This is a genomic window from Amycolatopsis sp. NPDC051371, from assembly GCF_040682155.1.
Taxonomy (GTDB): Bacteria; Actinomycetota; Actinomycetes; order Mycobacteriales; family Pseudonocardiaceae; genus Amycolatopsis.
Genome location: NZ_JBFBAG010000015.1, coordinates 145487 through 159022 on the forward strand (window position 1 = coordinate 145487; position 13536 = coordinate 159022).

13 protein-coding genes are annotated in these 13536 nt (G+C 72.0%); 7 read left to right on the top strand and 6 right to left on the bottom strand.

Features of this window, described 5'->3' with window-relative positions:
* Positions 1-484: 484 nt before the first annotated feature.
* A complete protein-coding gene (locus AB0M59_RS20315) occupies positions 485-988 on the bottom strand; it encodes a hypothetical protein (protein ID WP_364617062.1) in 504 nt (167 codons plus the stop codon).
* 285 nt (positions 989-1273) lie between these two features.
* On the opposite strand from AB0M59_RS20315, the gene AB0M59_RS20320 reads away from it, so the two are divergent.
* A complete protein-coding gene (locus AB0M59_RS20320) occupies positions 1274-1498 on the top strand; it encodes a hypothetical protein (protein ID WP_364617064.1) in 225 nt (74 codons plus the stop codon).
* Positions 1499-1529: 31 nt separating this feature from the next.
* On the top strand, positions 1530-1718 hold the full coding sequence (locus AB0M59_RS20325; protein WP_364617066.1) for a hypothetical protein: 189 nt from the start codon (positions 1530-1532) through the stop codon (positions 1716-1718).
* Here the strand turns inward: AB0M59_RS20325 and AB0M59_RS20330 are convergent.
* Positions 1715-2659, bottom strand: a complete 945-nt coding sequence (locus AB0M59_RS20330; RefSeq protein WP_364617068.1) for an ATP-binding protein — start codon at positions 2657-2659, stop codon at positions 1715-1717. The two genes, AB0M59_RS20325 and AB0M59_RS20330, sit on opposite strands and share 4 nt — an antisense overlap.
* A gap of 130 nt (positions 2660-2789) precedes the next feature.
* Between AB0M59_RS20330 and AB0M59_RS20335 the strand changes: the two genes are divergently transcribed.
* Together AB0M59_RS20335 and AB0M59_RS20340 are read left to right on the top strand one after the other, a co-directional pair.
* Positions 2790-4196 carry an RNB domain-containing ribonuclease gene (locus tag AB0M59_RS20335; protein ID WP_364617142.1) on the top strand — a complete coding sequence of 469 codons (1407 nt, stop codon included), beginning with the start codon at positions 2790-2792 and terminating at the stop codon, positions 4194-4196.
* Positions 4193-4966, top strand: a complete 774-nt coding sequence (locus AB0M59_RS20340) for a helical backbone metal receptor (RefSeq protein WP_364617070.1) — start codon at positions 4193-4195, stop codon at positions 4964-4966. The genes AB0M59_RS20335 and AB0M59_RS20340 overlap by 4 nt, the downstream gene beginning before the upstream one ends.
* Here the strand turns inward: AB0M59_RS20340 and AB0M59_RS20345 are convergent.
* A complete protein-coding gene (locus AB0M59_RS20345; protein WP_364617071.1) occupies positions 4938-6365 on the bottom strand; it encodes an aldehyde dehydrogenase family protein in 1428 nt (475 codons plus the stop codon). The genes AB0M59_RS20340 and AB0M59_RS20345 overlap by 29 nt on opposite strands.
* On the bottom strand, positions 6362-7717 hold the full coding sequence (gene gabT, locus AB0M59_RS20350) for a 4-aminobutyrate--2-oxoglutarate transaminase (protein WP_364617073.1): 1356 nt from the start codon (positions 7715-7717) through the stop codon (positions 6362-6364). Before gabT ends, AB0M59_RS20345 begins: the two co-directional genes overlap by 4 nt.
* 106 nt (positions 7718-7823) lie before the next feature.
* Here gabT and AB0M59_RS20355 point away from each other — a divergent pair, with 106 nt between their 5' ends.
* Complete coding sequence (locus AB0M59_RS20355) at positions 7824-9263, top strand: PucR family transcriptional regulator (RefSeq protein WP_364617074.1); 1440 nt, start codon at positions 7824-7826, stop codon at positions 9261-9263.
* 90 nt (positions 9264-9353) lie between these two features.
* On the opposite strand, the gene AB0M59_RS20360 is transcribed toward AB0M59_RS20355, so the two are convergent.
* Together AB0M59_RS20360 and AB0M59_RS20365 are read right to left on the bottom strand one after the other, a co-directional pair.
* A complete protein-coding gene (locus AB0M59_RS20360; RefSeq protein ID WP_364617076.1) occupies positions 9354-10064 on the bottom strand; it encodes a hypothetical protein in 711 nt (236 codons plus the stop codon).
* A 135-nt stretch (positions 10065-10199) separates the two neighbouring features.
* Positions 10200-10928, bottom strand: a complete 729-nt coding sequence (locus AB0M59_RS20365) for a GntR family transcriptional regulator (RefSeq protein WP_364617078.1) — start codon at positions 10926-10928, stop codon at positions 10200-10202.
* A gap of 110 nt (positions 10929-11038) precedes the next feature.
* Between AB0M59_RS20365 and AB0M59_RS20370 the strand changes: the two genes are divergently transcribed.
* Together AB0M59_RS20370 and AB0M59_RS20375 are read left to right on the top strand one after the other, a co-directional pair.
* Complete coding sequence (locus AB0M59_RS20370) at positions 11039-12460, top strand: gamma-aminobutyraldehyde dehydrogenase (RefSeq protein WP_364617079.1); 1422 nt, start codon at positions 11039-11041, stop codon at positions 12458-12460.
* 8 nt (positions 12461-12468) lie between these two features.
* Complete coding sequence (locus tag AB0M59_RS20375) at positions 12469-13533, top strand: ABC transporter ATP-binding protein (RefSeq protein ID WP_364617081.1); 1065 nt, start codon at positions 12469-12471, stop codon at positions 13531-13533.
* Positions 13534-13536: the final 3 nt, after the last annotated feature.

The following is a 13536-nucleotide window of genomic DNA, read 5'->3' on the forward strand; positions in this document are numbered from 1 at the left end:
TTCGTCTTCGCCGGTCGAGCCTGAGCCGCGGGATGCGGTTGAGCCCGAAACGGCTGCGTCTTCACGGGCCGAGCCTGAGCCGCGGGATGTTGCGGAGTCCGAGGCTGCGGCGGTGCCCGCTGAGCAAGCGCCGGCGGAACCTCAGTCGGCTGGCGTGGTGGAGCAACCGCCTGCTGTCTCGCAGCCGCAGCAGTCGGCTGCGCCGTCCTCGTCGCAGGTGCAGTCGCCTTCGGAGCAGCAGCCGCCTGCCGTCGGGCAGTCACAATCGCCCGCTGCGCTGCAGCCGCAGCCGTCAATCGCGGCCCCACAACCTGCCGTGCCGCAGTCACCGAACCAGCAACAGCCGCCGGCCGTGCCGCAACCGTCTGCTGCGGCGGAGCCGCAGCAGACGGCATCGCCGTCGTCCGCTCAGCAGCCGCTGACGGCAGCTCAGCAATCTCCGCCCGCCGATCCGCAGGCGTCTGGCCAGCAGCAACCGTCTAGCTCACAAACGCCGGCCTGGCAGCAGCCCGCTGCCGACCCGCAGCCACTGGACCAGCAGCAGCCTGCCGCAGCGCAGCAGCAGTCGCCTGCTGTGCAGCAATCTGCTGGTTCGCAGGCATCGGACCGGCACCAACCGCCAGCTGGGCAGGAGCAGGGGCTGGCCCAGCCGGCGGTCGCCGCGCAGCCACTGCCCCACCAGCAGTCGCCTGCTGTGCAGCAATCTGCTGGTTCGCAGGCATCTGGCCAGCAACAACCGCCGGTCGCGCAGGAGCAAACGCCGGCCCCGGAATCTCCCGCCGCGCAGCAGCTTGCCGGTCCGCAGGCGCCGGATCAGCAGCACCCGGCTCAGCCGCAACCGGCCGCGGCGCAGCAGCAGTTGCCGCACGCGCCGACCCAGCAACCGTCCGCGGCGCAGCAGCCGCAACCGCCCGCCGCGCAGCGGCAGGCGCCGGCTCAGCCGCAACCGCCTGCCGCGCAGCAGCCACAGTCGCCGGTCCAGCAGCAATCACCCGCCGCGCAGCAACCTGCCGGCCCACAGGGGCCGGCCCAGCAGCCCACAGCGCAGCAGCCGCCGGCTCAGCACCAGCCGCCCGCGGCCCAGCAGCCACCCACCGGCCCCCAACACCCCAACCCCCCGCAGCCCCCACCAGCAGCGACCCCTCCCTGGGCCACTCCGCCCAACCCCCCAGCCCGTTCCAAGCCGGTCTTCCCAGGCCCGGAGTCGACCCCCCAACCCTTCCCGACCCGCCACGCGGCCCCAGCACGTCCCGTCTTCCCGGGCCCCAACGCGATGCCGCCCGTCCCCCCGAACACGGCGCCCCCGGTCTTCCCCGGCCGGGACACCGCCCTTCCGCAACCCTCCCGCCAGGAACCCCCGACCCCGCCGCGAGGCACCCCTCGCGGCTGGTTCGACGAGTTCACCGACCAGCCCGCCGCGCCGGAAAACGGCGAGGAAAACCAGGACTTCGGCCCCACCGGGCAGCCGACCGAGATCCCCTATCGGTACAAGCGCTGACAACCCGGCCCGCTGGTGCGAACCTAGGACCATGGCGAAAGATCCGAACCCGGACCAGGGCTGGTACTACAACACCCGGACGAACCAGGTCGAGCACCTCGAACGCAGCCGCGGCATCGACCTGCTCGGTCCGTACCCCGACGAGGCCACCGCCCGGCGGGCCCTCGACATCGCGCGGGAACGGACCCGGCGGGCCGATGCCGAGGACGCCGACGACTAGACCGACAACTCCGGGCCCAGCACGAACTCCGGGTCCACCTGCGCGGCCAGGCTGTCGCCCGCCCACGCGGCCGCGTTGCGCAGGTGGAACTCGACGGCTTGACGCTGGTAGCGCGCCCAGTCGCGCTGCTCGGCGTCGACCGTCGCGTGCATCAAGCCCAGCGTCTCGAGGTTGCGCTGCTCGAGCTCGGTGATCGGCCGGGCCGTGCCGCGCTCCGCCGCGCGTACGTGGCGGGAAGCCGACATCCACCCCAGCAGCGCCCCGCCGACCTGGTCCTGCAGGAACTCGACGTCCTCGGCGTCGGTGACCTTGTTGCCCACCACCACGAGCCGCACGCCGTAGTCGCGCGCGTAGTCCGCGTACTGCCGGTACACGCCCACGCTGCGCACCGTCGGCTCGCACACCAGGAACGTCACGTCGAACCGCGTGAACAGCCCCGACGCGAACGCGTCCGCACCCGCGGTCATGTCCATGACGACGTACTCGCCCTCGACGTCGACCAGGTGGTTCAGCAGCAGCTCCGCGGCGCCCACCTTCGAGTGGTAGCACTTGACGCCCAGGTCGTCCTCGTCGAACTGCCCGGTGACGCCGAGCCGCACGCCGCCCAGCTGACGGAAGCACGCGTCGAACACCGGGTTGTCCTCGAACGGCCGGACCAGCCGCGACCCGCGCCCCGGCGGCGTCGTCTTGATCATCGACGCGGCGTCGGCGATCCGCGGGTTGTCGCCGCGCAGGTAGTCCTTGATCAGGGCCATGTTGTCGCCGAGCGTCGGCCAGGCGAGCGCTTCCTCCTCGGGCGCGCCGAGCGCCACCGCGAGGTGCTGGTTGATGTCGGCGTCGATGGCCAGCACCGGCGCACCGGCGTCGGCGAGGTACGCGACGAACAGCGATGACAGCGTGGTCTTCCCGCTGCCGCCCTTGCCGACGAACGCGATCTTCACGGTCGGAGCCCTTTCTGGAAATGAAGACGGTTTTCATTATTGTGGAAGTCAACGTACACCCGACCGGCCCGCGCCCGATCGGGCGATCATCGGGCCCTTCGAGGGTTAGGGTTGGGGGGTGCCTCCCCTCGTGATCAGGACACACTCGGCGGGCGGGGACTTCGGCCCCCTGCGTGCCGAGTTTTCGCTGCCGGAGTCGTTCGGGCCCGAGGTGCTGGCCGAAGCGGAAGCCGCGGTGCTCGACCCCCTCGCGAGCGCCGGCCCGCGCGAAGACGCGACGGACCTGCCGTTCGTCACCATCGACCCGCCGGGCTCCAAGGACCTCGACCAGGCGATGGTCGTCGAGAAGACGTCACACGGCTTTCGCGTGCACTACGCGATCGCCGACCTGGCCGCGTTCGTCCCGCCCGGCGGCGCGCTCGACCGCGAGTCGCGCTCGCGCGGGCAGACGCTCTACCTGCCCGACGGGAACGTCCCGCTGCATCCGCCGGTCCTGTCCGAAGGCGCGGCGAGCCTGCTGCCCGGCGAGATCCGGCCCGCGGTGCTCTGGACCATCGAGACCGACGAGGCGGGCGAGCCCACCGCGACGCGGGTGCGCCGCGCGCTGGTCCGCTCCACCGAGCAGTTCGACTACGAGACGGTGCAGGCGGCGCTCGACGCCGGGAACCCGCACCCGTCGGTGGCGGCGTTGCCCGAGCTGGGACGGCGGCGGCGCGAGCTGGCCGTCCGGCGCGGCGCCGTCGAACTGCAGCTGCCGGAGCAGGAGATCAGCGGCGACCCGGACGGAGGCTGGGTGCTCGCCCGCCGGCCGCGCACCGCCGTCGACGCCTGGAACGCCGAGATCTCGCTGCTCACCGGGATGGCCGCGGCCCGGATCATGATCGACGCGCGGGTCGGCGTCCTGCGCACGCTGCCCGACCCGGAGCCCGAAGCCGTCGACTGGCTGCGTCGCTCGGCTGAAGCGCTGGGCATCGCCTGGACGCCGGGCGCGACGGTTTCGGAGTTCCTGTCCCGGCTGGACCCCGGGCAGCCGGCGTCGATGGCGCTCTACGCCGACACGACGCGGCTCCTGCGCGGCGCGGGCTACACGGCGTTCGACGGCGAGCTGCCGGCGTTGACGACGCACGCGGGCATCGGCGGCGCGTACGCGCACGTCACGGCGCCCATCCGGCGGCTGGTCGACCGGTTCGCGACGGAGATCTGCCTCGCCGTTTCGGCCGGGCGCGAGGTGCCGGAGTGGGTGCGGGCGGCGCTCGCGGACGTCCCGGAGCGCATGACGGCGTCGGACACGCTCGCCGCGAAGGTCGAGCGGGCGTGCATCGACCAGGTCGAAGCGTGGGTGCTGGCCGAGCACATCGGCGGCGAGTTCAGCGCGGTGGTGCTGCGCGCGGACGACAACAAGGCGGAGATCCTGGTCGAGGACCCGACGGTGATGGCGAAGTGCGCGGGGGAGAAGCTGACGGCGGGGGAGCGGATCGGGGTCCGGCTGACCGCGGTCGACGTCGAAAAGCGAAAGGTGTCGTTCGAACGCGCATGACCTGGATCGACGATCTCGGGGAGCCGGTGCCGCTGAGCGGCCCGGCTTCGCGCGTGGTTTCCCTGGTGCCGTCGCTGACCGAAGCGGTCGAGGTCAGCGCGCCCGGCCGGCTCGCCGGTGCGACCGACTACTGCACGCATCCGGCCGATCTGGACGTGCCGCGGGTCGGCGGGTCGAAGTACCCGAAGCTGGACCGCGTGTTGGACTTGGCGCCCGACCTGGTGCTGGCCAATTCGGAGGAGAATCGTCCGGAGGACGTGGAACGCTTGCGCGCCAACGGGATCCCGGTGTGGGTGATGGCGGCATCGGCCACGGTCCCGGCCGCGTTGGGGTCACTCCGGCGGATCCTCACGCAGGCGTACGAGCTGGAGGAGCCGGAGTGGCTGGTGTCGGCGGAGGAAGTTTGGCGCGAGGTCCGGCCGGTGCGGTTCCACGCGGTGGTCCCGGTGTGGCGCAAGCCGTGGATCGTCCTGGGCCGCGAGACCTTCGGCGGTGACGTCCTGCGCCGCGTCGGCGTGGCGAACGTCTACGCGTCGTCGGAGGAGCGGTATCCGCGGCCGGATGTCGAGGAGCTGCGGGCGCACTTCGCGGCGGACGCGGATCTGCTGGTGCTGCCGGACGAGCCGTACCTGTTCACGGAGGAGGACGGCCCGGACCACTTCCCGGACGCGCGGTACGTCCTGGTTTCGGGTCGCCACCTCACGTGGTACGGACCGTCACTCGTCGAGGCGCACGCCGCCCTTACAGCGTCAATCCCGTCAGGACTGTGACGCGCTCCTCGGTGAAGTCCGCCATCGCCGACGCCGGGCCCTCGCGCCCGACACCGGAGTCCTTCACCCCGCCGTACGGCATCTGATCGGCTCGGAAGCTCGGCACATCGCCGACCAGCACGCCGCCCACGCGAAGGGCCGCCGACACCTCGAACGCCGTCGGCAGATCGCGCGTGAACACGCCCGCCTGCAGGCCGAAGCGCGACGCGTTGATCCGCTCGATCCCCTCGGTCACCGAATCCACCCGGACCAGTGAGACCACCGGCCCGAACACCTCCTCGGCCATCACCGCGGCGTCCTCGGGGACGTCCGCCAGCACCGTCGGCTCCACCGTGGCGCCCGATCGCCCACCCCCGGTCAGCAACCGCGCGCCGGCCGAAACCGCGTCGGAAACCCAGGACTCCACGCGGGAAGCCGCGTCCTCGTTGATCAGCGGTCCGACGTCCACGCCGTCAGCGCGCGGGTCGCCCGTGCGCAGAGCCTCGACCTGCGAAAGGACCTTCTCGACCAAAGCGTCGTAAACCGTTGTGTGCACGTACACCCGCTGCACCGAAATGCACGACTGCCCCGCCTGGTACATCGCGAACGTCGCGATCCGCTGCGCCGCGAAGTCGAGGTCCGTCCAATCCGGACAGACGAGGACCGCGCCGTTGCCGCCCAGCTCCAGGGCCACGTGCTTGCGCGGGACGCGGTCGCGGATGGCCCAGCCGACCGGGACCGAGCCGGTGAACGACACCACCGGCAGGCGCGGGTCCTCGACCAGCTTCGACGACGTCTCGTTGTCCACCGGCAGGATCGACCACGACCCCGCCGGAAGGTCCGTTTCAGCCAGGATCTCGCCCAGCAGCAACGCCGTCAGCGGCGTCGCCGGCGCGGGCTTGAGCACGATCGGCGCGCCGACCGCGATCGCCGGGGCCACCTTGTGCGCCACCAGGTTCAGCGGGAAGTTGAACGGCGTGATGCCGAGGACGGGTCCGGGCGGGACCCGCCGGACCAGGGCCAGCCGGCCGGTGCCGCCCGGGTCGGTGTCGAGCCGCTGCAACTCGCCCGAGAAGCGCCGCGCCTCCTCGGCGGCCCAGCGGAACGTCGAAACCGCGCGGCCGACCTCGCCGCGCGCCCACTTCAGCGGCTTGCCCGACTCGGCCGTGATGAGCGAAGCGATCTCTTCGGACCGCTCACCCAACGCTCGGGACACGTGGTCCAACGCCCCGGCGCGGACGTGCGCGGGCAGCGTCGCGAACTCGTCGGCGACGTCGTGCGCGGCCTGCACCGCGGCCTCGACGTCCTCAGCCGAAGGTACGAAGTGCGAGCCGGCGGAAGAACCGTCGTAGGAGTGGCGGACGACGGCCGTCGAGCCGCCGGTCACCGGCTTTCCGGCTACCCAGAAGGGGAAAGTCATGCGCGAGCCTCCGTGCGGACAGCGTGCTCGAGGACCGCGAGGCCCTCGTCGAGCAGGTCGTTGGACAGGGACAGGGGCGGCAGCAGCCGGACGACGTTGCCGTACGTGCCGCAGGTCAGCACGACGACGCCGGCCCGGTGGCAGGCCGCCGCGACGCGCTTCGTCAGGTCGGCGTCGGGCTCGGTGGTCCCGGGCTTCACGAACTCCGCGGCCAGCATCGCGCCGCGCCCGCGGACGTCGCCGATCACGCCGGTCTCCGACGCCAGTGCGCGCAGCCGCGGCAGGACAACGCCTTCGATCCGCTTCGCCGACGCGGCCAAGTCCTCGGTCTTCATCGTCTCGATCGAGCCGAGCGCGGCGGCGCAGGCGATCGGGTTGCCGCCGTACGTGCCGCCCAGCCCGCCCGGGCCGACGGAGTCGAGCAGCTCGGCGCGGCCGGTGACCGCCGACAGCGGGAGGCCGCCCGCGATGCCCTTGGCCGTCGCGATCAGGTCCGGGACGACGTCCTCGTCGGTCGACGCGAACCAGGAACCGGTGCGGCAGAAGCCCGTCTGGACCTCGTCGGCGACGAACACGACGCCGTTTTCGCGGCACCACGCGGAAATCGCGGGCAGGAAGCCGCGAGCGGGCTCGATGAACCCGCCCTCGCCCTGGATCGGCTCCAGGACGACCGCGGCCACCTGGTCGCCGCCGATCTGCTTCTCGATCCGGTCGATGGCCAGCGCGGCCGCTTCGGGGCCGGACAGGCCGTCGCGGTACGGGTACGAGCCCGGCACGCGGTAGACCTCGGGCGCGAACGGGCCGAAGCCGTGCTTGTAGGGCACTGACTTCGCGGTCATGCCCATCGTCAGGTTGGTGCGGCCGTGGTAGGCGTGGTCGAACACGACGACCGCCTGGCGCCCGGTCGCCGTGCGCGCGATCTTCACGGCGTTCTCGACGGCTTCGGCGCCGGAGTTGAACAGCACCGACTTCTTCGCGTGGTCGCCCGGCGTCAGCTCGGCCAGCGCTTCGCAGACCTCGACGTACCCCTCGTACGGCGTGACCATGAAACAGGTGTGGGTGAACCAGCACGCCTGCTTGCGAACGCGGTCGACGACGGCCGGCGCGGAGTGCCCGACGTTGGTCACCGCGATGCCGGAGCCGAAGTCGATCAGGACGTTGCCGTCGGCGTCGGTGAGCAGGCCGCCGCTGGCGGAGGTGACGTAGACGGGCAGCACCGAGCTGACTCCGGCGGCGACGGCGTTCGCGCGGCGCTTCTGCAGCTCGCGCGAGACGGGGCCGGGGATCTCGGTGTGCAGCCTGCGCTGGCGGGGCGCCGGGGCCTGCGGCTCGGCGGCGGTGCTTGCGGTCACGGCGTGCTCCTGCGGACGCGGGCGGGTGGACGTCCTCAGGATGAGTCCGCGCGCGGTGGCCGTCAGCTGGCCTTTCCGTACAACAAGGGGCGTAGAATGTGCCGTTATGGCACTCACGCTGGCGGGACTGGTCGCCGACCGCCCGCTCGGACTGCGCGTGCTGACCGGCGACGACCTCCTCGCTCGGCCGATCGGCTGGGTGCACCCGACCGAGTTGACGGATCCGCAGGCGTTCCTCGAAGGCGACGAGCTGCTGCTGACGACCGGGCTGGCCCTGGACGAAGAGACGTCGCCGGCTTACGTGCGACGGCTGGTCGACGCCGGCGTCGCGGGGCTCGGCTTCGGCATCGGGCTGAGCCACGACTTCGTCCCGCGCTCGCTCGTGTCGACCGCGGCTTCGGTGGGGTTGCCGGTGCTGGAGGTGCCGCGCGAGACGCCGTTCATCGCGATCACCCGCGCGGTCTCGCGGGCGGTGGCGGCGGACGAGTACGCCACGACGGTCCGGATCGGCAAGGCCCAGCAGGAGCTGACGCGCACGGCGGTCGGCAAGGGCGGGCCGGCGGGGGTGCTGCGCAAGCTGGCGAAGCTCGTCGACGGCTGGGTGCTGCTCTTCGACCGCACCACTGTCACCGAAGCGGCTCCGGCGAGCGCACGCGCGTACGGCGCTTCGCTGCGCGAAGAGCTGGAGCGCCTTCGCACCGGCACGCGGGTGGTCGCGCTCGACGAGCAGGAAGTCGTGCTGCAGACCCTCGACACCAGCGCACGCCGGGTGCTCGCCGTCGGGGCGTCGCTCGACACCGCGGGGCGCCACGTCGTCAACACGGCGGTCTCGGTGCTTTCCCTGGCGCTGGAACAGGATCGCGCGCAGGCGGCGGCGCGGCAGGCGCTGCGGTCCGGGCTGCTGGAGCTGCTGGTGGGTGGTCAGGCGGAGCTGGCGTTGCGGGTGCTGGCCGAGACCGGCGGCGAGCCGCCGCGCGCACCGTGGTCGGTGCTGGTGTTCGCCGGCGCGCCCGCCGCGCGGCGCAAGCTGCTCGGGGCGCTGGAGAGCGAGCCGATGTTCGCCGCGCGGCGTGGCTCGTCGGTGGTCGCGATCGGGCCGGCCGAGCCGGCGGCGGAGGCGGCGGCGCGGATCGGCGGCCTGCACGGCGGGCTGGCGGGCCCGGTGTCCACAACGGACTTCGCGGCCGGTCTGGAGCAGGCGGAGCTGGCCGCCCAGGCCGCACTGACGGAGGGCAAGGCCCTGGTGTCGGCGGCGGAGCACCTGGGCCGCGGTCTGCTGTCGCTGATCGAACCCACGGTGGCGCAAGCGTTTGCGCGCGGCTTGCTCACGCCGCTGCGCGCCCACGACCTGGCAGGCCGAGGCGACTTGGAGACGTCGCTGCGCTGCTGGCTGGAACACCACGGCCACTGGGACGTCGCCGCCGCGCGCCTCGGCGTCCACCGGCACACGCTGCGGAACCGGATTCGCAAGGCGGAGGAGCTGCTCGGCCGCGACCTCGACTCACCCGGCGTCCGCGCCGAACTGTGGGTCGCGCTGCAGGCTTAGGCTCCAGCGCCCCAATGTGGCCTTGGTTGCGTCTGACGCACCCAAGGGGCCCTTCGGTGCGTCTGACGCACCGAAGGCCACATTGGGGCGCTAGGCCCCGGTCACCAGCACGATCGGCGAATCCCCGCAGCGCCGCAGGACCGGACTGGGCGCCGCGCCCGCCGACCACCACGCCGGGACGTCCGCCTCCCGCACCAGCGACCCCGTCGGCTGCCGGACGCTGTTGGACACGATCACGCGCCCCTGCGCGTTCAGCAACGCCGCGCCACGCCCCAACGACCGCAACCGGGGACGCACCGCCCGCTCGAACTCGCGCACATACACATCCGCGCCGACCACGCCGGCGAAAGCGCCGCCCAAAAAGACCGGGATCGTGAACGTCAGCGTGTACTCGTCGGTGCACAGGTAATCCACGTACGGCCCGTTGATGTGCCGCCGCCCGGTGTCGCGGGGGACCGTGAACCACGACTGGCGTGTGTAGTCCAGGAAGTTCTCCGCGGCCGGGTCGAGGCTGATGAACAGCTGCGACGGCTCGGCGGCCGAGCCCGTCCACCACTCGAAGCCGAACTCCGAGTCCGACAGCACGTGCGGCGCGCTGACGAAGCCCGCGCCGACGATCAACCCGCCGAGCGCCTCGGTGACCTGCGGGCGGATCCGGTGCAGCGCCGCCGCGGAAGGGGCGTCCGCCAGCACCGACTCGGCCGCCGCCAGCGGGGGCTTCAGCCGCTCGAAGACCCCCTCCACCAACGCCGAGACCTGCTCGACGACCTCGTCGCCGGTCAGCGTGCGGGTGTCGTTCACGGTGCTCACCTCGATGCGCGGAGTAATGCGGCGTGACTGATTCGGCCAAAAGCAGGCCGCCGTCGCGCAATACGCGACTGTCGCCGCGAAGTCTTCGGCCGTGACTGTGGTCGGATCAGTCACCATCGGCAGAGTTTAGGGGGCGAGCAGGTCGAGGTGCACGTCCGCGAGCCGGTCGAGCGCCCCGAGGATGTGTTCCTCGGTGAGCTTGCGGGCCAGCTCGCCGTCCGCGGAGGCGATCGCCGTGGTGATCGCCGCGTGCTCCTCGTGCGGATGGGCGCCGAGCGGCAGCCACAACAGCCCGCCGCGCTCGCTCTGCAGGTGGAGCTCCTCGTGCGTCAGCCGCGGCGACTGCGCGGCCGCCGCGACCTCCAGGTGGAACTGCCGCTCGGCCCGCGTGAAGTCGATACCGTGCGCCGTGCGGAGGTCGTCGGTCGCCAGCCGCAGCCGGGCGACGTCCTCGGGCGAGCTGCGTTCGGCGGCGAGCTTCGCGGCGGCCCCGGCGATCGCCAGGTAGTGGTCGCCGACGTCGCGCAGATCGGACAAGGACACCTCGCGCAGCCGCGAGCGCCACTCGTCCGGGGGCGGGTTGGCCGGCGCGCGGACGAAGCTGCCGCCGCTGCGCCCCCGCCGCGTCTCGACCAGCCCCTGCTGCCGCAACGCCACCAGCGCCTCCCGGACCGTCACAGTCGAGACGCCGAACTGCGCGGCCAGATCGGCTTCGCTGGGTAGCTGCTCCTCGTTGGCGAGCAGGCCGAGCGTGATGGCGTCGACCAGCCGGGCCGTCACCGCTTCCGCCCGGCCGACCTGGCCGAGCGGCGCGAACATGGCGGACCGCGCGCTGTGCGACATGCCCTTGCGCATCGTGACCCTTCGTCCGCCCGAGTACCCGTTCGCACCAATCTTGCCTGATCCTCTTGTCCTATTACATATGGACTTATATGTTTTAGCCCCGATCGCTGGAGGAGTCCACCGTGCACGAGCTGAAGCACTACGTCGGCGGCGCGTACGTCGAGTCCAAGTCGGGCCGGACTGCGGAGATCGTCGACCCGGTCACCGGCCGCGCCTACTGCACTGCGCCGATCGCCGGGCCCGAGGACGTCGACAACGCGCTGCAGGTCGCCGCGACCGCGTTCGAGACCTGGCGCGCGACGACGCCCGCCCGGCGCCAGCTCGCGCTGCTGAAGATCGCCGACGCCCTCGAAGCCCGCGCCGACGAGGTCGTCCGCGTCGAGTCGGCGAACACCGGCAAGCCGATCGCGCTCACCCTGGCCGAAGAGATGCCGATGGTCCTCGACCAGATCCGCTTCTTCGCCGGGGCCGCGCGCGTGCTGGAAGGCCGTTCGGCGGGCGAGTACATGGAAGGGCACACCTCCTTCGTCCGCCGCGAGCCGGTCGGCGTCTGCGCGCAGGTCACGCCGTGGAACTACCCGCTGCTGATGGCCATCTGGAAGATCGCGCCCGCGCTCGCCGCCGGCAACACGGTCGTGCTGAAACCGTCCGACACGACCCCGGCGTCCTCGCTGCTGCTCGCCGAGATCGCCGGCGAGTTCCTGCCGCCGGGCGTGTTCAACGTCGTCTGCGGCGACCGCGACACCGGCCGCGCGCTGGTCGAGCACGACATCCCCGCGATGGTGTCGATCACCGGCTCGGTCCGGGCCGGCATCGAGGTCGCGAAGTCCGCGGCCGACGACGTCAAGCGCGTGCACCTGGAGCTGGGCGGCAAGGCGCCGGTCATCGTCTTCGCCGACGCCGACCTCGAAGCCGCCGCCGAGGCCATCGCCGTCGCGGGCTACTTCAACGCGGGCCAGGACTGCACGGCCGCCACCCGCGTGCTGGTCGCCGACGGGGTGCACGACACCTTCGTCGCGGCGCTCGCCCGGCAGGCCGCGAACAACAAGACCGGCAAGCCGGACGACGAAGACGTCGCGTACGGCCCGCTCAACAACGCGGCCCAGCTGGCGAAGGTGTCCGGGTTCATCGACCGGCTGCCGGAGCACGCGACCGTCCACTGTGGAGGCCACCGCGTCGGCGACGAAGGCTATTTCTACGAGGCCACCGTCGTCTCCGGCCTGAAGCAGGACGACGAGATGAGCCAGAACGAGATCTTCGGCCCGGTCATCACCGTGCAGCGCTTCGAGGACGAAGCCGAGGCCCTGAAGTCCGCGAACGGTGTCCAGTACGCCCTCGCGTCCTCGGTCTGGACCCGCGACCACCAGCGCGCGATGCGCCTCGCCGCGAAGCTCGACTTCGGCTGCGTCTGGATCAACACCCACATCCCGCTGGTCGCCGAGATGCCCCACGGCGGCTTCAAGAAGTCCGGCTACGGCAAGGACCTCTCGCTGTACGGCCTGGAGGACTACACCCGCGTCAAGCACGTGATGAGCGCACTGTGAGGCTGGCGATGCCCAACCAAGCACCCACCGAGACGCGCGAGGACCCCGCGCCGTCGAGCGAGACCGAAGGGCCGGCCATCCGGCTTTCCGGGCTGCGCAAGCACTTCGGCGACATCCACGCGGTCGACGGCGTCGACCTCGACATCCCGCCCGGCGAGTTCTTCTCGATGCTCGGCCCGTCCGGCTCCGGCAAGACGACCGTGCTGCGCATGATCGCCGGTTTCGAGCTGCCCACCGAGGGCACGATCGAGCTGGACGGCCGGGACGTCAGCCGCCTGGCGCCGTTCGAGCGGGACGTCAACACGGTCTTCCAGGACTACGCGCTGTTCCCGCACATGTCCGTGCAGCAGAACGTCGAGTACGGCCTGCGCGTCAAGCGCGTCCCGAAGCAGCAACGCCGCGAGCGCGCGGCCGAGGCGCTGAAGACCGTGCGGCTGGACGACTACGGCTCGCGCAAGCCCGCGCAGCTGTCCGGCGGCCAGCGCCAGCGCGTCGCGCTCGCCCGCGCGCTGGTCAACCGGCCCAAGGTGCTGCTGCTCGACGAACCGCTCGGCGCATTGGACCTCAAGCTGCGGCAGGCGATGCAGCTCGAGCTCAAGCAGATCCAGCGCGACGTCGGCATCACCTTCGTCTTCGTCACCCACGACCAGGACGAAGCCCTCACCATGAGCGACCGCATCGCGGTGTTCAACGACGGCAAGATCGAGCAGGTCGGGCCGCCGGAAGAGGTCTACGAACGCCCCGCCAGCGCGTTCGTCGCCGGGTTCGTCGGCACGTCCAACCTGCTGGGCGGGCGCGGCGCCGAGTCCGTGATCGGCCGGCCGGGGCTGTTCAGCATCCGGCCGGAGAAGATCCGCATCGACGGCGAGCTGTCCGAGCCCGCCGCCGCGGGGGAGACCAGCGCGACCGGCACGGTCACCGACGTCGTGTACGCGGGGGCGACCGTGCGGTACGCCGTCGCGCTCGACGCCGGCGGCCAGCTTTCGGTCGTCCGGCAGAACACCGACGGCGCCTTCGCGGACGGGCGCGTCCGGCTCAGCTGGCGTCACGAACACAGCTTCCAGGTCCAGTAGTCC